A 16,163-nucleotide genomic window follows, 5' to 3' on the forward strand; every position below is an offset into this window, starting at 1 on the left:
GTGCCCGCCGGGCGGGCAAACGCCCGCGGTGCCCGACGGCCTCGGCTCCGGTGCCGGCGGGGCGGGGGGACGGACGAGAGCGACGGCCGGGACCCGGTCACGCAGGAACCGGGTCACGCGGGACGCGTCCGGTCGGCATCCGCGTCGGTGCCGATCACGCGCCACGGACCAGTGCCGGTCACGCGCCACGGACCAGTGCCGGTCACGCGCCGCGGACCGGTGTGGCCAGCGCCGCCGCCGCGATCAGTACGCAGCAGCCCCCGGCGATCACGGCGACCGGGGCCGTCCCGTACCGTTCCGCCGACCAGGTCAGGACGGCCGCGCCGATGGGCGCCGCCGCATAGTGGACGGTCCAGAAGGCGGAGGTGACCCGGCCCAGCAGGGGTTCCGGGGTGACCTCCTGACGCAGGGACATCGAGCAGGTGCCGGCCATGCCGACGCAGGCCAGGAAGGCCGCGCTCAGTACGGCGACGGCGGCCACCTCCCGCACCCGGCCGAGGCCGGCGAAGGCCAGCCCGCACACCGCGACCGAGCCGATCCAGGCCGGTCCGAAGCCGAGCCGTCGGCGGACCGGGGCGACGAGCAGGGAGCCCGCGATCGTGCCGAGCGCACCCACCGCCAGGACGGTGCCGACCGTGCCGTCCGGGTGGCCGAGGTCGTACTTGAGGTGGTAGATGACCAGGCCGGTCAGGCCCAGGGTGAGAAAGCTGAAGACGAACAGGAGCGCGGTCAGGGCACGCAGCACCGGGTGGTGGCGGAGGAAGGACACACCCGTGCGCAGGTCGCGCAACAGACCGGCGTACCCGGGCCGTTCGGCGCCGTCCGGGGCGCGTTCCCTGATCCGTACGAAAAGCAGGGACATCGCCGACACCCCGAAGCTCGCCGCGTCCACGCCCACCGCGGCGGCCGGTCCCGTCCAGGCCGCCACCAGGCCCGCGCCCAGCGGCCCGAGGACCCCGGCCGCCGCGGCGGTCGCGTTCAGCCGGCCGTTGGCCTCGGTCAGCCGGCTCCGGTCGACCAACCCCCGCACGACGGTGACGTATCCGACGGCGAACAGCATGCCGACGGCCTCGCACACCGGGAGCACCGCGTAGAGCAGCCAGATGCGCGGGCCGAACGCCCACACCAGGGGGACCAGCCCGTACAGCGCCATGCGCAGTAGATCGCAGGTGATCAGCAGCCTGCGGCGGTCGACCCGGTCCACCAGCGCCCCGGCGAACACCGCGGCCAGTACGGAGGCCGCGGCCCCCACCGCCGTCAGCAGCCCCATCCGGGCGAGCGAGCCGGTGGCCTGGAGCACCAGCAGCGGCAGGGCGATCAGCGCGAAGGAGTCACCGAGGACCGAGAGGGTCTGCGCGGTCCAGAAGATCCCGAAGTCCCGTTGCCGCCACAGGGGTCGCGCCCCGTCGTCCATCCCCACCCCCGTTTCCGGGGCAACTCTATGCGCCGCCGCCGCGCATGCCAGGACGCCAACAACCCAGAAACATAAGGCACTTGATACTCCACCACGCTGCGCCGCACCGCCGGGATCACCCCTGACTTGCTCCGGTGCTGCGGCCGCGGACGGCGTCGCTGCCGACCCCATCCGGCCCACGCCGCACGCCTGTTGCTCGCCACCTTCCATGGTTCCCGCGCCCTGGAGTCGGCGGCCCCGGACGGCGGTTCCGGCCGACGCCCCAGGGGCCCCGCCGACCCCATAGACTGGGTTCTTCGCGAGTGTGAGCGGGTGTGTCGTGCCGTCCCGGGGGAGGGAGCGCGCCTTGTCGCAACAGCAGCTGGGACGCGGGCCTTTGAGGTCCGGCGCGGCCGATCCGGTGCCCGCGCCCGATGCGGGCTCGCCGCCTGCCCGGTTCGTCGGCTGGCTGGGCGGCCTGGGCTGCGTGGCCGCGGGATACGGCGTCTTCCAGGGCCTGTTCGGGGTACTGCCGGACTCGCTCGGCGGACCGGCGGCCAAGTGGCTGGTCTCCGGGGTGAGCGGCCTCGGTACGGCCGTGGCGGCGTGGCTCGCGGCGGCGCTGCTGCGGCTCCGGGCCGACACGGCGGGCCGGACCGCGGTGCCGACCGTCCGGGCGGCGCCCGGCGGCCCCGGTCCGCTGCCCGGGATGTTCGCCTCCGCGTACGAGACGCTGGTGGGCGAGGTGAGCGTCGTCGACGATCCGGTGCGCGGCCGGCTCACCGGCTGGTCGCACTCCCTGGGCGAGGGCAGCGCATCGCCGCCGACGGCGCTCAGCACGGCGTACGGACTGCACATGATGCTCGATCTGGGGATGCCGGACGGGCGGTTGAGCACGGCCGATCTGGTGGCGACGCTGTGGCGGCTGCGGCTGCCGGACGGCGGCTGGTCGGCCCGCACGCAGGGCTCCGAGGCCCGGCCCGAGATCACGGCGCTGGTGCTGGGCGCGCTGGCGCGGGCCGGGTCGTCCGGTGACCGGGTGGCGGCGGAGGTGACCGGCTGCACCGCGCGTTTCACCCGTGCGTCCGACCCGGCAGGCCGGGATTCGACCCATGTCGTCACGACCGTGCTGCGTGGTCTGCTGCGTGCCGCGCCCCGTTCGCCGATCCTGCCCGAGCTGTGCGAGGCCCTGGTCGACGGTGCGCTGGACGACGAGCGCCGGGACCATCTGCGCTGCTGGGCCTACCGGTTGCGGCCGCCGTACGGGCCGCCGTCGGCGCTGCACACCGCGCAGGCCGTGGTCGCCCTGGACCGGGCGGCGCGGGTGCTGGGCGAGACGGCGGGAGCGCGGGCGGCCCGCCAGGACGGGGTGCGCTGGCTGCTCGGCTGCCCGGACGGGCGGCACGACGCCTGCCCTGACGTGACGAACCTGCGCGAGGAGGTGCGCAGACCGCGCACCGACGACCCGGCCCGGCACGAGGTGCTGAACGTGCGGCACTTCACCGCGTCCTGGCTGGTGCGCGCCCTGACCACGCCCGGCGCCCGGGAGGTCGCGCTGGCGGACGGCCTGGAGGAGCGCCGGCGGGAGCGGCTGGACGGCGCGTTCGCCGCCGTGTGGGCGGGGCAGACGGACGGCGTCTGGAGCTGGGACCGGGGCGACGGCAGCGAGCTGCGCCGCCCCATGTGGATGACCTATCAAGGGCTTTCGGCGATGCGGACCCATGCCGTATGGATGTATCGGCCGGATGGTTGAACACGCCGTGCGGGCACGGTGGTCGAAGGGTGGGTGCATGGGCGGTCGACAGGTCCTCGCAGCACGGCGGTTGCTGGCCGAGACCCTGGACGGAGAGCTGCCCGAGCATGAGAGGGTGCACGCGGCCCGTGCCGTGGTCGACGAACTGGGCTCCCCCGACCGGCTGTTGGAGCTGATCGCGGAGTTGGCCTCGGGCGAGGGCGATCCGGCGGGGTGTGCCCGGCTGTCGTACCGGCACGTCCTCGGTTTCGACAAGCTCCTGCTGGTCGACGGCGGCCCCCGGCACATGCTGCGCGCCCACGTCTGGCACCCGGGCACCGGCGCGGCGGGCAAGGAGGACGTCCACAACCACCGTTCCGCGCTGGCCTCCTGCATCGTGCGGGGCCGACTGGTGATGGAGCTGTACGAGGCGGGGAGCGGCGGGATCGCGGCGGACCGCTACGAGGAGACGCTGTCGGACGGTACCGCGGACTGGCTGCTGGCGCCGGCCGGGCGGGAGCCGCTGCGGCTGACCCAGGTCGGGCGGTACACGGCGGGCAGCACCTACGCGCTGCCCGCGCACACCCTGCACCGCGCCTGGTGCGACACGGACGCGCCGACGGTGACGCTGTTCCTGGAGACCGGTGCCGGACGACGGCGGCACACGGACGTGTTCACGGTTGCCGGTCCGCATCCCGGGGCGGTGGCCAAGGTACCGCTGGATGTGCCGGACTATCTGGAAGCGCTGGACGACCTGGCCGAGTTGCTCAGGAACTCGTACGCGTGACGGCCTGGCGCACGACGTCCAGGTTGTAGTCGTCGATGTCGACGCGGGACAGCTCGTCGAGGGCCAGCCAGGCGTATGCCTGATCCGGCTCGGGCAGGGTGATGACCCGGGTCAACGGCCGGACCAGGAAGTTGTCCTGCCAGTTCTTGACCTCGTGCCCGCGGTACTCGCTGACGAAGGAGGACTCGCCGACCCGGCGGACGACCTCGCCGAGCAGGCCGGTCTCCTCCTTCAACTCCCGCAGGGCGCCGTCCTCGGGACACTCCCCCGGCTCCAACTTGCCGCACGGCACGCCCCAGACCCGGGGCAGGAACCGCTCGCGCTCGCTGCGGCGCACCAGGAGCACTCGCTCCCGCTCGTCCATGACGACGGCGGCCGCCAGTCGCTTCTCGCCGGGGATCTCCAGGTCCATGGTTCCTCGGTCCCTCGCCGGTGCTGAGTCCAAAGGGTCTGTTACCCAGGAAAGCCTCCACCGTACCAGCGCGTCCCGGACGGGTCTGTGCCCTCGCTCTCATCCGCCCGCGGCTCCGATCCGGGCCGCCGCCCTCATCCCGGTCGCCGCCACGGCGCCCGTACCTCGCCCTACGAGAGCGTCGCACCGCGCGACGCGCGCCCGCCCGCGATGTCGGCCCTCGCACGCTCCGCGCTCATCGCGCCGCGTGGATCTCGGACGTCGGGGACGTCGGGATAGGGTCCTGGGTGGGAGGTGCGCGGGATGAGTTTCCGGCTGGCGGCGTACGCCGTGTGCATCGAGGACGGGCGGGTGCTGCTCGCCCGTCATGTGCCGCCGAACGGCGAGAGCAACTGGACCCTTCCGGGCGGCAGGGTCGAGCACGCGGAGGATCCGTTCGACGCGGTGATCCGGGAGGTCGCCGAGGAGACCGGCTGCGATGCGGTGGTCGAACGCCTGCTGGGCGTGGACTCCAGGGTGATTCCCGCGGCCGACCGCCCCTTGCCCGGCCTGGCCGAGCACCAGAATGTCGGCGTCTTCTACCAGGTCCATGTCACCGGCGGCGAACTTCGGCCCGAGCCGGACGGTGAGATCGCCGAGTCGGTCTGGACTCCGATTCCCGATGTCGCTCGGCTGCGCCGATCCTCACTGGTCGACATCGGCCTCGCCCTGGCGCGGACGCTTCCGGCAACCGGCCATGTCGCCGCCGTCCCGGTCGGCGGCCTGATCCAGCACTGAGGCGCCATCGCCTGCCGGGCCGGCCGCCCATGGGCGGCGACGTTCGCGGACGGGGCGACCGGCGGGTCCGCGAGGTGCCTCCTGTGGGGCGATGCGCTGCTCCGTCCGCCCTCCGAGGCACCCCGGCCCCGGCCCCGGCCCTCAAGGTGCCCATTGCTGTCGGGGGTGCGGCATCGGCTAGCGTCGAGGGATGAGCGGTGACAGCGCACCCCCGCTTGCCGAGGCGCTTCGGGTCGGAGCGGTCGTGCTCGACGGCGGTATGTCCAATCAGCTGGAGTCCGCCGGGCACGACCTGGGGGACGCGTTGTGGTCGGCGCGGCTGCTGGCCGAGCGGCCCGAGGCGGTCACCGAGGCGCACCTCGCGTACTTCAGGGTGGGCGCGAACGTGGCGATCACCGCCTCCTACCAAGCCACCTTCGAGGGCTTCGCACGGCGCGGGATCGGCCGCGGGGAGGCGGCCCGGCTGCTCGCGCTCAGCGTGACGCTGGCCCGGGACGCGGCGCGACAGGCCCGCGCCGAGGGGATCGCGCGCCCGCTGTGGGTGGCCGCGTCGGCCGGACCGTACGGGGCGATGCTCGCGGACGGCTCCGAGTACCGGGGCCGCTACGGGCTGAGCGTGGCCGAGCTGGAACGCTTCCACCGCCCGCGCCTTGAGGCGCTGGCCGGTGCCGCCCCGGACGTGCTGGCCCTGGAGACCGTCCCGGACACCGACGAGGCGGCCGCCCTGCTGCGGGCGGTGCGCGGACTCGGCGTACCCGCCTGGCTGTCGTACACCGTCGACGGGGACCGCACCCGGGCCGGGCAGCCGCTCGCGGAGGCGTTCGCCCTGGCCGCGGACGCCGACGAGGTGATCGCGGTCGGCGTGAACTGCTGCGCCCCCGAGGACGTCGGCCGGGCGGTCGAGATCGCCGCCCGGGTCACCGGCAAGCCGGTCGTCGCCTACCCCAACAGCGGCGAGTCCTGGGACGCCGTGGCCCGCGGCTGGGACGGCCGCGTCGGCTTCCGCGCCGAGCAGGTCGAGGCGTGGCGGGACGCGGGCGCCCGGCTGATCGGCGGCTGCTGCCGGGTGGGGCCGCGCACCATCGCGTCGATCGCGCGCATGCTCACGTCCGGCTGAGCGCATCCGGCTGAGCGCCGCCATGTCAGTGCGGCCGGGCGCCCATTCTGTTCGCAGCTCTAAGGGTCTGCCGGAAAATAACTTGCTGGTTTTGCGACTTGACCTCGCAGCTCAGCAGGCCGCTCACCCACATGTTGTTCTTCTGCAGACCCTAAGCACCGCCGCGTCAGTGCGGCCGGGCCCGCATCGTTCGGCGCAGTCGGCGCACGGCGGACGCCGGCTCGGTGCCGTGCACGGCCGGAGCCCCGCCGACGGGGACGGACTCGCGGGCACCGCCGACCGTCCACAGCGCGAGTTCACGATCACGCGGACCGTGGACGGTGTACGGGTCACCGTCCCCGAAAATCCGCACCGGATGACTGTCGTCCCATGCCTGCCAACCGGGCTCGCCACTGACGGCGAAGCGTACCCAGGCCCCGTGCATCGCCTCGCACAGCTCCCGCGGGCCGCCCTCGCCCGCCAGCTTCCGTGACTCGGGGACGTCCCCGGTGTCGAACACGAAGCCCAGTTCGAGGGCGTGGCAGGCGCCGAGGCCGGGGAGGTCGGAGGGCCAGGCGAATTCATAGCTGTACGAGGAGCCGGGGCGGGCGTCGGCCAGCCGGTGCAGCGGGCGGCGCAGCAGGTGGTCGGTGACCAGCTGGCCGACGATCTCGGCGGTGCGGGCCTCGGGGTGCAGGGCGCGGTAGCCGCGCGGCACCTCGTGGCCGCAGTGGCAGCGGGCCATCGCACCGGCCAGCGCGACCGGGCCGAGCCGGTCCACATGGTCCATCAGCCCGCCCGGGACCAGCCACAGCCGGTACTCGTCGCGGGTCCAGCCCAGCAACAGGTCGACGTCGCGCGCGGCGTCCCCCTCGATCAGCGCCGCCAGCGGATCGCGCGGCACGATATCGCCGTCGACGACGATGCCGAAGGCGGGGCCGCCCAGGACGGGGCTGCTCAACCGGCCCACCTCGGCCTGGGTGCGCAGCAGAAGCTCCCGGTCGACGGCGGCGAATGCCTCGGCGGTGGCGGGGACCTTCAGCCGGGTGGCCATACGGCGCACCATGCGCCGTACCTTGTCCCGCTCGGCGGCCTCCGGCGGTCCGCTCTGCAGGACCGCCCGGCGCACCAGTCCCTGGGCCTGTGGGGCGGCCAGCAGCGCGCCGATGCTGATCGCCCCGGCCGACTGGCCGGCCAGGGTGATCCGGTCGGGGTCGCCGCCGAAGGCCGCGATCGACGCATGCACCCAGTGCAGCGCGGCCAGCTGGTCGCGCAGTCCGGGGTTGGCGGGCGCGTCCGGGAACAGTCCGTAGCCCTCGACGCCCAGCCGGTAGTTGAGGGAGACGAGGACGACGCCGTCACGGGCGAAGGCGTATCCGTCGTAGACCGGCACGGCGGAGGAACCCCTGGTCAGGGCGCCGCCGTGCAGCCACACCAGGACGGGGAGGCGGGCGGCGGGCCCCGGCTCCGGGGTCCATACGTTGAGGTTGAGGCAGTCGTCGCCGGGCACCTCCGGATCGGACAGGTAGTGCCCAAATGCCTCCGAGTACGGCGCTTTTGGCGCGGTCGGACCGAAGGCCCCCGCGTCCCGCACGCCGTCCCAGGGTTGTGGCGGCTCGGGCGGGCGGAACCGGCGGGGCCCGAAGGGCGGAGCCGCGTAGGGGATGCCGCGGAACACCGCGACGCCGCGCTCGTATCTACCGCGCACCGCCCCGTACGGCGTGTTGACCACGGGGCCCGCCTGGTCTGCCGTCATCCGCCCACCAGCTCCTCCCGCAGCGCGCTTGCACCGGTGACTTGAGAGCGCTCCATCGTCCGCCGGTATTCCGGGGGTGCGCAGCGCCCAAAGAGCTGTTCGGCGTACGCCGGGGTGCCGTACGGCGGCACGCGCTCTGTTCGGGGCTTCGAAGGGCTACGGCGCCGCGGCTGCCGGGGCGGATGCCGCTCGGCGACCACCACCCGGAGAGAACGCACGCGGAACGACCCGCCCCGCTCGTCCACCGCACCGGCGGCCGCCCGTCCCGGACCGGGGCGCTGAGCCGACTCCCCCGCCGGACCGGTTCCGAAGGGACGACCGCACGCAGAGCGGACGGGGCGCGCGCATCGCGATCGGGCGCAGACGCCCGATCAGGCGCAGGCCCGCGGCCGGGCCCCCTCGGGTGGGTGCCCGGCCGTCGGCCGGTGGGGGCCGGGTCAGTCCTCGTCGTCCGAGTCGCCCTCGCCCATCAGGGCCTGGATCGCGTCGACCGCGCTGCCGTCGTGATCACTGCCCGCGGTGCCCCGGCCGGTCTGGAGGTTCGCCGTGCGGTCGACCTCCAGGATCGAGTCGGCCTGCGAGTTGTCGAGGACGGTGATCAGGCTCCCGCCCGCGTCCGTGTCCGCGACCGCGACCGTGGGCGCGAACACGGACACGGCCCCGAGCAGCGCCGCGGCGATCACCGTCGCCGTCCGCAGCCCGGACACGATATGCGTCACACCCCCACGCCCTCGGGCTGCAGCCGCTCCCGCGCGATGTTCTGCTCCAGCAGCCGGGTGGACGCCTTGACGCCGACCCCGGTCGCCGCGTCGACCTCGGGCAACCGGCCGTCGGCCGCCTTCAGTTCAGTGAGCGCGGAGTCCATCGCCTGGTGGGCCGCGAACAGACACGGTGTGCTGTAGATCGCGACGTCCACGCCGAGGTCGGTCAGCTCGCCCAGCGACAGCCGCGGCGACTTGCCGCCCGCGATCTGGTTGAACAGCAGCGGCTTGCCGCCGACGACCTCGCGGATCCGGTGGATCCACTCCACGCTGCGCACCCCGTCGACCAGCACCACGTCGGCGTCGGTGGCGGCGAGCCGCTCGGCCCGGTGCAGGATGTCGTGCTCGTCGGTGGCATCCGTACGGGCCACCACTACCAGGTCCTGACGGGTCGCCAGCACCTTGTCCAGCTTCTCCAGGTACTCCTCCAGCGGCAGCACCTGCTTGCCGTCGGCGTGGCCACAGCGCCGCGGGCGCTTCTGGTCCTCCAGGATCACCCCGGAGGCGCCGATCCGCTCCAGCCCCTCGACGACATGGCAGGCGACCTCCGGGTCGACGTAGCCGTCGTCGATGTCCACCAGCAGGTGGTGGTGCGGGAACGCACCCCGCAGCCGCTGGACGAACGCGACCATGTCCGGCCAGGCGATGAACCCGATGTCCGGCAGGCCGTAGTGCGAGGCCGCGAAGCCGAAGCCGGAGACGAACATCCCGTCGTAGTGCTTGGCCGCGATCGACGCCGAGTACATGTCGTACACGCCGATCAGCGGACTGGTCTCCGGCGCGGCGATCCGCTCGCGCAGTTTCTTCCCATAGGTCATGTTCTGGTTTCTCCCATCAAGGAGGTCCTTTACCAAGACAAGAGGATGTCTATGGGTTTACGTGACTCTCTCCGTATGCGCGCTTTACTCACTCCATCGGCGCAACCGGTTCACCGGAGAAACGTCACTGGTCCGCGTCGGTACGGGCCGCCCAGCCGACACCGGCCCGGCCCGGCCGGAGTTCGGGGTGCCGGACGAGGCGGGCGCCGAGCAGTCGGCCGCAGCACGGCCGGCCGTGTCCGATTCGTTCAAGACCGGCGGCCCGGGCCCCGCCTACGGTCACGGCATGACTCCACGATTCGCCGTGATCGGCGTGGTCGCCTCCGACCTGGCCGCCTCGCTCGCCTTCTACCGCCGCCTCGGTCTGGACTTCCCCGCGGGCGCCGAGGAGCAGCCGCACGTCGAGGCGGAACTGCCCGGCGGGCTGACCTTCGCCCTGGACACCGACGAGACCATCCGCTCCTTCCACCCCGGCTGGCGCCCGCCGGCCGGCGGCGGCCGGGTCGCGCTCGCCTTCCGGTGCGCCTCACCGGCCGAGGTGGACGCCGTGTACCAGGACCTGGTGGACGCCGGGTACCACGGGGAGCTGAAGCCGTGGGACGCCTTCTGGGGGCAGCGGTACGCCACCGTGCACGACCCCGACGGCAACGGCGTCGACCTGTTCGCGCCGCTATCCGCCGCCGAGTAGCCGCCCCACCGGCATCCCCGCCAACTCCCGTACGTCCCGGGACAGATGGGGCTGGTCCGCATAGCCGGCCCGGATCGCGGTCTCGGCGAGCGGCACCCCGGACCGGGCCAGCCGAAGGGCCCGTTGCAGGCGCAGCACGCGGGCCAGCGTCTTCGGGCCGTAACCGAAGGCGTTGCGGCTGCGGCGGTGCAACTGGCGGGCGCCGAGGCCGAGTTCGTCGGCGGTGGCGGCCACCCGGCGGCCCGCTTCCAGGGCCTCGACCAGCCGGTTCGGGAACGGGTCGGGCGGCGCCAGGTCCGCCGCCCGCTCCAGGACGATCTCCTCCAGCGCCGTCGCCGGGTCGGCCGCCGCGTCGACCCGGGCGCCCAGGCGGCGCACCTGTGCGGCGGGCCACAGGTCGGCCAACGCCACCCGTCGGTCGCGCAGTTCGTGTGCGGGCACACCGAAGAAGGCGGGCGCGGTGCCCGGCCGAAAGCGGAGGCCGGCCCAGCGGCGGGCCGGGCCGTCGGGAGCGTACGCACGGGTGTCCGGGCCCGCGACCAGCAGCCGCCCCTCGCTCCACAGCAGGTCCATACAGCCGTCCGGCAGCACCTGTCCGCCCGCGGCGCCGTCCGGGGTGTGCTGCCACACCACCGCGCCGGTCAGCCGGGACGCCCGCTCCTCGTACACGTACGTAGGTTACGCGGCCCGCGTCCGGTGCTCCTGCGGGCTGACCCCGTACACCCGTTTGAAGGCGGTGGACAGGGCGAACGAGCTGCCGTAGCCGACCCTGCGGGCGATGGCGGCGAGGGTGTCGTCCGTGTCGCGCAGCAGGTCGGCGGCGAGGGCGAGCCGCCAGCCGGTGAGGTAGGCCATCGGGGGCTCGCCGACCAGGTCCGTGAAGCGGCGGGCGAGCGCCGCCCGGGACACCCCGGCCTCGGCGGCGAGCGAGGCGACCGTCCAGGGGTGGCCCGGTTCGTCCTGGAGCAGCCGCAGGGCGCGGCCGACGACCGGATCGGCGAGCGCCCGGTACCAGGCCGGGGCCGCCGCGTCCGGGCGGGCGAACCAGGCCCGTAGCGCGGCGATGACCAGCAGGTCGAGCAGCCGGTCGAGGACGACCTCCTGACCCGGTTCGTCGCGCACGATCTCCTCCGCGAGGAAGGGGGTGAGCGGGCACTGCCACACGTCGGAGGTGAGGGTGAGCAGCGGCGGCAGTGCGTCCAGCAGTCGGCCGCCGATCTCGCCCTGCATCGGATACGTGCCGATCAGTACCACCGTGGACCCCTCGACGCGGTCGCCCCAGGTGCGTACGCCCAGGTCCATGGAGCCCCCCAGGGTGGTCCCGTCGGGCCGGCTGCACTCGCCGCCCGGCAGGATCAGCGCCTGCGGCGGGGTGTCGGGGGCGTCGGCGCAGGTGTACGGGGCCGGGCCGCGGGCGATGGCCAGGTCCCCGGCGCGCAGCCGCACGGGCCCGCCGGTGTCCGGGATGATCCAGGCGTCGCCGCGGACCATCAGCATCACCGTCAGCGGGGCCCGGTCGGCCACCCGCACGGCCCAGGGCGGGTCGAAGCACGCGCGGATCATGAAGGCGCCACGCGCGCGTGGGCCCTCCAGCAGGCCGGCGAGTGCATCCATGAGGGCCAGCGTAGACGCGCGCTTGCGGGAATGAGCGATTCGGCGATTCCGCCCCGGGCGCTGGGGAGTTGGCTCGGGGCATGACACGGAACAGGGGGGAACGCGGAGCCGGATGACGGTGGTCGTGACGCTGGACGAGACCGGAGGGGCGACGCGGAACCGGAGGGCTGGACGAGACCGGAGGCGCTGGGCGTGGGCGTCGGCGGGGCTGGGCGTCAGCGGCGCTGGGCGTCGGCGGGGGCCGCTGCTCCGGGCGGTGTTCGTGGCACGGCGCCGCACCGGGCTCGGTCCCAAAGATCGGCCCGCCGGGGCCGGGGGAAGCCCTCGGCCGCAGGCAGCGCGGCCCGGTCGCGATGGGGCCCGGGGAAGCCCCCGGCCGCAGGCGGCGGGGCCCGGTCGCGAACCCGGCACCGTAGAGGAGTCCGGCGTTGAGCGCCGCGTTGGTGATGAAGCCCGCCAGGGCGACGTGGAGCGGGGTCCTTGTGTCCTGGAGTCCGCGCAGGACACCGGTGACGGCGAGTACGACCAGCATGGCCGGGATGCCGAGGGAGGAGACGCGGAGGTAGGTCGTCGCATATGGTGCCGCGGTGGCCGAGGCGCCGAAGAGGTCCACGATGGCCGGGGCCGGCGGCAGGACGACGGCGATGACGGCGAGTCCTAGTGCCCCAACAGGCAACGTTCGCCCCGTCACGACGCCCGGCACGCTCCGCCGAGCTCTTCGAGCAGGGGGCACCCCCACTCGCCGCACCGGGCACAAGCCCAAGTACGTCCAGTACGAGGGCTTGCACCCGGCACGCCGAGAGCACGCTCCCCCAAGCTCTCGGCTCCGTTCGAGCAGGGGACCCCCACGACGTCGCTCCTCAACGGGCAAACGTTGCCTGCCGGGGCACTAGCAGCAGTGCCAGCCAGATGCCGTCCATGCCCTGACGGATGGCGGCCTGGAGGTCGCCCGCGCCGACTCTTCGAGCCACCGCCGCTTGGGGCGCGGGGCGTTACTTGTCCGATGGGGTGGTGGACTCGTCCGGCTTCGGGGGGTGGCTGTTTCTGACGTGGGTGCGCAGTCGCGCGGTCACGTCCTCGGGGGGCAGGAAGCGGGACCAGCGTTCCGGGAACTCCGACGGCATGTCGGGGTCGTCCGGGTCGTCGGGGTCCCGCAGCGCGGCGGCCCGGGCCACGTACTCGACGACCTGGGCCTCGCGCAGCCGCTCGTTGGCGGCGCGGGCCGCGGCCGTGGCGGCGGCCGGCCAGACCCGGTCGATCGCGGCGTTCACGGCGGCGCCGACGAGCACCGCGAAAGCGGACACCCCGATCCACAGCAGCACCGCCACCGCGGCGGCCAGGGAACCGTAGATGGTGGCGCCCTCGATCGTGTGCGTCAGATAGATGCGGAGCAGGAAGCTGCCGAGGACCCACATCGCGAGGGCCACCAGCGCACCGGGCACGTCCTCGATCCACGGTGAGCGGACCGGCACGGAGACGTGGTACAGCGTCGTCAGGAAGGCGACGGACAGCACGATCACGACGGGCCAGTACAGGACCTGCACCACCGTCTCCGACCACGGCACGATCCGCACCACCGCGTCCGGCCCGGCCACCATCAGCGGCAGCGCCACCGAGCCGATCAGCAGCCCGACGATGAACAGCAGGAACGCCATCAGCCGGGTCCGGACGATGCCGCGGACGCCGTCGAGGCCGTACATCACGGTGATCGTGTCGATGAAGACGTTCACCGCGCGGGAGCCGGACCACAGCGCGAACAGGAAGCCGATGGAGATGACGTCGGGACGGCCGCCCTGCATCACGTCGTGCAGAATCGGCTCCGCGATCTCCTTGACGCCCTTGTCCGACAGGACCGTGCGGGAGGCGTCCAGCAGATTGGTCTCCAGGCTCCGGATGGTGTCGGCGCCCGTCCAGTCGTCGACGTAGCCGAGCAGCCCGATCAGGCTCAGCAGCAGCGGCGGCACCGACAGCAGCGTGAAGAACGCCGCCTCGGCCGCGAGGCCCAGGATGCGGTACTCCAGGCATGAGTTGACGGTGTCCTTGAGCAGCAGCCAGGCGGTCCTCCGCTTGGAGACGTTCCGGTAGAGGGCGCGTGCCCGGTGGAGGCGCCCGGAGCGCCGCTCGAGGGATTCACTTGCTGGCTGCACGACCCAAAGGTATCCGTCGCACCGCGCCGCTCTCACCTTCCGGGGTGCGGTCGGGGCGGGCGATGGCCAGGCATGACGTCCGGTGCCGCCGCTGTGTCACTGTGGTGTCCTCCGCCGTCGCCCCGGATAGGTTCGCAGACATGGCAGGCACCACCACCCACACCGTGACGAACCAGCCTCCCCCGTTGGTCGGCTACGACCTGTTCACCGCGGACCGCGCCCTGGCCGAGGCGGTCGAACGGCACACCGATCCCGCCCTGCTCGCCGAGGTGCGCGACGAGTTGTCCACGCTCGGCCGGGCCGCCGGCACGGCCCAGGTGCAGGAGTGGGGGGTGCAGGCGAACGAGAACCCGCCGCGGCTGCGCACGCACGACCGCTACGGCCACCGGATCGACGAGGTCGACTTCCACCCGGCCTGGCACCGGCTGCTGGGCAAGGGGATCGCGGCCGGTCTGACCGGCGCCTGGGTCCGCCCGGCCGGGCATGTGCGGCGGGCCGCCGGGTTTCTGATCTGGACCCAGGTGGAGGCCGGCACCTGCTGCCCGCTGTCCATGACCCACGCCGCGGTGCCCGCGCTGCGCACCGATCCCGCGCTCGCCGCGCAGTGGGAGCCGCGGCTGACGTCCACGGTCTACGAGCGCGAGCTGCGGCCCGCCGGGAAGAAGCCCGGCGCCGTCTTCGGCATGGGCATGACCGAGAAGCAGGGGGGCAGCGACGTACGGGCGAACACGACGAAGGCCCGGCCGCTCGCCGAGGCCGGGACGTACGAGCTGACCGGGCACAAGTGGTTCTGCTCGGCGCCCATGTCGGACGGGTTCCTGGTGCTGGCGCAGGCCCCGGCGGGGCTGACCTGCTTCCTCGTCCCGCGGGTACTGGCGGACGGCAGCCGCAACGTCTTCCTGCTCCAGCGACTCAAGGACAAGCTGGGCAACCGGTCGAACGCGTCCGCCGAGGTCGAGTTCGCGGGCACCTGGGCGCGCCGGGTGGGCGAGGAGGGGCGCGGGGTGGCGACGATCATCGGGATGGTCGCCGCGACCCGGCTCGACTGCGTGCTCGGCTCGGCGGGGCTGATGCGGCAGGCGGTGGCGCAGGCGGTGCACCACTGTGCGCACCGCGCGGCCTTCGGCGGCAAGCTGGTCGACAAGCCGCTGATGCGCAATGTGCTGGCCGACCTCGCCCTGGAGTCGGAGGCCGCGACGGCGCTCGGGCTGCGGCTGGCCGCCGCCTGTGACGACGGGGGCGAGCGGGAGCTGGCGCTGCTGCGGCTCGCGGTGCCGGCCGCGAAGTACTGGGTGACCAAGCGGTGTGCGCCGGTGGTGGTGGAGGCGGCCGAGTGCCTGGGCGGCAACGGCTATGTGGAGGAGTCGGGGCTGCCCCGGCTGGTGCGTGAGTCGCCGCTCAACTCCGTCTGGGAGGGCGCCGGGAACGTACAGGCGCTGGATGCGCTGCGGGCGCTGCGCCGCGAGCCGCAGGCGCTGGACGCCTTTCTGCTGGAGGTGGGCCGGGCGCGCGGCGCGGATCGCCGGCTGGACGGGGCGGTGAAGGACCTGCTGACCGAACTCGGCGACCTGGAGAGCGTGGAGGGGCGCGCGCGGCGGCTGGTGGAGCGCATGGCGCTGGTGCTCCAGGGGTCGCTGCTGGTCCGGTACGCGCCGCCCGAGGTCGCCGACACGTTCTGCGCGTCCCGGCTGGGCGGCGACTGGGGCTCCGCGTTCGGGACCCTGCCGCCCTCGCTGGACCTGGCGTCGGTGGTGGACCGGGCGCGGCCGACGTCGTGAGCGGCGGACGTCCGTCGCGGGGGTGGTGCCGCGCCGACACGGCACCACCCCCGCGTGTCGGGCCCGTCAGGGGCCACGAGCGCCGCCCGGGGCGACGCATCTCAAGTTTTGGCCACCCCCCGGCCGTTCACCAGGGTTGCAGGGGGTTGCAACTTGTCGACGGCTGTGCGCTGGAGTGTGTGCCCGCGGCACGGCCGAACCGGCAGTATGAGCACGGGAGTCGGACCGGAGACCGACGCCCGGGTGACTTGCCGATGACCGCTCGCACGCTTCCTGGAGGATCCCCGTGGCGAACCCGCCGATGAATGGGGCGCAGCGCGCCGCCGTCGACGCGGCGCGGCTGCTCAGCGAGGTGCGCGAGGCCACCCTGTCGGGTCGGCGCGCGCGGATCGCGCCCCGACCGG

The 16,163-nt window shown here is 73.8% G+C and carries 15 protein-coding genes and 1 pseudogene; 6 read left to right on the plus strand and 10 right to left on the minus strand.

Annotated features, from left to right (window positions below; genetic code table 11):
• Positions 1 to 202 precede the first annotated feature (202 nt).
• A complete protein-coding gene (locus ACWEKM_RS33325) occupies positions 203 to 1,414 on the minus strand; it encodes an MFS transporter (protein ID WP_451624991.1) in 1,212 nt (403 codons plus the stop codon).
• Between the two features lie 346 nt (positions 1,415 to 1,760).
• On the opposite strand from ACWEKM_RS33325, the gene ACWEKM_RS33330 reads away from it, so the two are divergent.
• Positions 1,761 to 3,146 carry a hypothetical protein gene (locus tag ACWEKM_RS33330; RefSeq protein WP_451624992.1) on the plus strand — a complete coding sequence of 462 codons (1,386 nt, stop codon included), beginning with the start codon at positions 1,761 to 1,763 and terminating at the stop codon, positions 3,144 to 3,146.
• Positions 3,147 to 3,183: 37 nt separating this feature from the next.
• The gene (locus tag ACWEKM_RS33335) at positions 3,184 to 3,912 is read left to right on the plus strand and encodes a hypothetical protein (protein WP_451624993.1); all 729 of its coding nucleotides are present in this window, start codon (positions 3,184 to 3,186) and stop codon (positions 3,910 to 3,912) included.
• On the opposite strand, the gene ACWEKM_RS33340 is transcribed toward ACWEKM_RS33335, so the two are convergent.
• The gene (locus tag ACWEKM_RS33340; protein WP_451624994.1) at positions 3,893 to 4,324 is read right to left on the minus strand and encodes an NUDIX hydrolase; all 432 of its coding nucleotides are present in this window, start codon (positions 4,322 to 4,324) and stop codon (positions 3,893 to 3,895) included. The two genes, ACWEKM_RS33335 and ACWEKM_RS33340, sit on opposite strands and share 20 nt — an antisense overlap.
• Before the next feature lie 303 nt (positions 4,325 to 4,627).
• Between ACWEKM_RS33340 and ACWEKM_RS33345 the strand changes: the two genes are divergently transcribed.
• Complete coding sequence (locus ACWEKM_RS33345; protein ID WP_451624995.1) at positions 4,628 to 5,101, plus strand: NUDIX hydrolase; 474 nt, start codon at positions 4,628 to 4,630, stop codon at positions 5,099 to 5,101.
• Between the two features lie 190 nt (positions 5,102 to 5,291).
• Entirely contained in the window at positions 5,292 to 6,218 is a 927-nt protein-coding gene (gene mmuM, locus ACWEKM_RS33350; protein WP_451624996.1) for a homocysteine S-methyltransferase, read from the plus strand.
• 166 nt (positions 6,219 to 6,384) lie between these two features.
• On the opposite strand, the gene ACWEKM_RS33355 is transcribed toward mmuM, so the two are convergent.
• The 4 genes from ACWEKM_RS33355 to ACWEKM_RS33370 all read right to left on the minus strand — a co-directional run bounded on the left by ACWEKM_RS33355 (position 6,385) and on the right by ACWEKM_RS33370 (position 9,815).
• Positions 6,385 to 7,953 carry a carboxylesterase/lipase family protein gene (locus tag ACWEKM_RS33355; protein WP_451624997.1) on the minus strand — a complete coding sequence of 523 codons (1,569 nt, stop codon included), beginning with the start codon at positions 7,951 to 7,953 and terminating at the stop codon, positions 6,385 to 6,387.
• A 437-nt stretch (positions 7,954 to 8,390) separates the two neighbouring features.
• Positions 8,391 to 8,672, minus strand: coding sequence for a hypothetical protein (locus ACWEKM_RS33360; RefSeq protein WP_451624998.1), 282 nt, complete (start codon positions 8,670 to 8,672; stop codon positions 8,391 to 8,393).
• Positions 8,669 to 9,532, minus strand: a complete 864-nt coding sequence (locus ACWEKM_RS33365; protein ID WP_451624999.1) for an isocitrate lyase/PEP mutase family protein — start codon at positions 9,530 to 9,532, stop codon at positions 8,669 to 8,671. The genes ACWEKM_RS33360 and ACWEKM_RS33365 overlap by 4 nt, the downstream gene beginning before the upstream one ends.
• Before the next feature lie 124 nt (positions 9,533 to 9,656).
• Entirely contained in the window at positions 9,657 to 9,815 is a 159-nt protein-coding gene (locus ACWEKM_RS33370; protein ID WP_451625000.1) for a hypothetical protein, read from the minus strand.
• Between the two features lie 3 nt (positions 9,816 to 9,818).
• Between ACWEKM_RS33370 and ACWEKM_RS33375 the strand changes: the two genes are divergently transcribed.
• Complete coding sequence (locus ACWEKM_RS33375) at positions 9,819 to 10,220, plus strand: VOC family protein (protein ID WP_451625001.1); 402 nt, start codon at positions 9,819 to 9,821, stop codon at positions 10,218 to 10,220.
• On the opposite strand, the gene ACWEKM_RS33380 is transcribed toward ACWEKM_RS33375, so the two are convergent.
• The 4 genes and pseudogenes from ACWEKM_RS33380 to ACWEKM_RS33395 form a co-directional block, all read right to left on the minus strand.
• The gene (locus ACWEKM_RS33380) at positions 10,203 to 10,889 is read right to left on the minus strand and encodes a helix-turn-helix domain-containing protein (RefSeq protein WP_451625002.1); all 687 of its coding nucleotides are present in this window, start codon (positions 10,887 to 10,889) and stop codon (positions 10,203 to 10,205) included. The genes ACWEKM_RS33375 and ACWEKM_RS33380 overlap by 18 nt on opposite strands.
• A 9-nt stretch (positions 10,890 to 10,898) precedes the next feature.
• Positions 10,899 to 11,834, minus strand: a complete 936-nt coding sequence (locus ACWEKM_RS33385; protein ID WP_451625003.1) for an AraC family transcriptional regulator — start codon at positions 11,832 to 11,834, stop codon at positions 10,899 to 10,901.
• Positions 11,835 to 12,237: 403 nt separating this feature from the next.
• A pseudogene (locus ACWEKM_RS33390) lies at positions 12,238 to 12,495 on the minus strand (MATE family efflux transporter); the annotation flags it as partial.
• Between the two features lie 331 nt (positions 12,496 to 12,826).
• On the minus strand, positions 12,827 to 13,981 hold the full coding sequence (locus ACWEKM_RS33395; protein WP_451625004.1) for a YihY/virulence factor BrkB family protein: 1,155 nt from the start codon (positions 13,979 to 13,981) through the stop codon (positions 12,827 to 12,829).
• Between the two features lie 140 nt (positions 13,982 to 14,121).
• On the opposite strand from ACWEKM_RS33395, the gene ACWEKM_RS33400 reads away from it, so the two are divergent.
• Positions 14,122 to 15,759 carry an acyl-CoA dehydrogenase family protein gene (locus ACWEKM_RS33400; RefSeq protein WP_451625005.1) on the plus strand — a complete coding sequence of 546 codons (1,638 nt, stop codon included), beginning with the start codon at positions 14,122 to 14,124 and terminating at the stop codon, positions 15,757 to 15,759.
• Positions 15,760 to 16,163: the final 404 nt, after the last annotated feature.

Source organism: Streptomyces sp. NPDC004752 (assembly GCF_053601275.1).

Bases quoted from the DNA above. Each gene is read 5' to 3' on its own strand.
- ACWEKM_RS33385 (WP_451625003.1), bottom strand. From the start codon at position 11,834: ATGGATGCACTCGCCGGCCTGCTGGAGGGCCCACGCGCGCGTGGCGCC.
- ACWEKM_RS33400 (WP_451625005.1), top strand. From the start codon at position 14,122: ATGGCAGGCACCACCACCCACACCGTGACGAACCAGCCTCCCCCGTTG.
- ACWEKM_RS33340 (WP_451624994.1), bottom strand. From the start codon at position 4,324: ATGGACCTGGAGATCCCCGGCGAGAAGCGACTGGCGGCCGCCGTCGTC.
- ACWEKM_RS33325 (WP_451624991.1), bottom strand. From the start codon at position 1,414: ATGGACGACGGGGCGCGACCCCTGTGGCGGCAACGGGACTTCGGGATC.
- mmuM (WP_451624996.1), top strand. From the start codon at position 5,292: ATGAGCGGTGACAGCGCACCCCCGCTTGCCGAGGCGCTTCGGGTCGGA.
- ACWEKM_RS33365 (WP_451624999.1), bottom strand. From the start codon at position 9,532: ATGACCTATGGGAAGAAACTGCGCGAGCGGATCGCCGCGCCGGAGACC.
- ACWEKM_RS33355 (WP_451624997.1), bottom strand. From the start codon at position 7,953: ATGACGGCAGACCAGGCGGGCCCCGTGGTCAACACGCCGTACGGGGCG.
- ACWEKM_RS33345 (WP_451624995.1), top strand. From the start codon at position 4,628: ATGAGTTTCCGGCTGGCGGCGTACGCCGTGTGCATCGAGGACGGGCGG.
- ACWEKM_RS33335 (WP_451624993.1), top strand. From the start codon at position 3,184: ATGGGCGGTCGACAGGTCCTCGCAGCACGGCGGTTGCTGGCCGAGACC.
- ACWEKM_RS33375 (WP_451625001.1), top strand. From the start codon at position 9,819: ATGACTCCACGATTCGCCGTGATCGGCGTGGTCGCCTCCGACCTGGCC.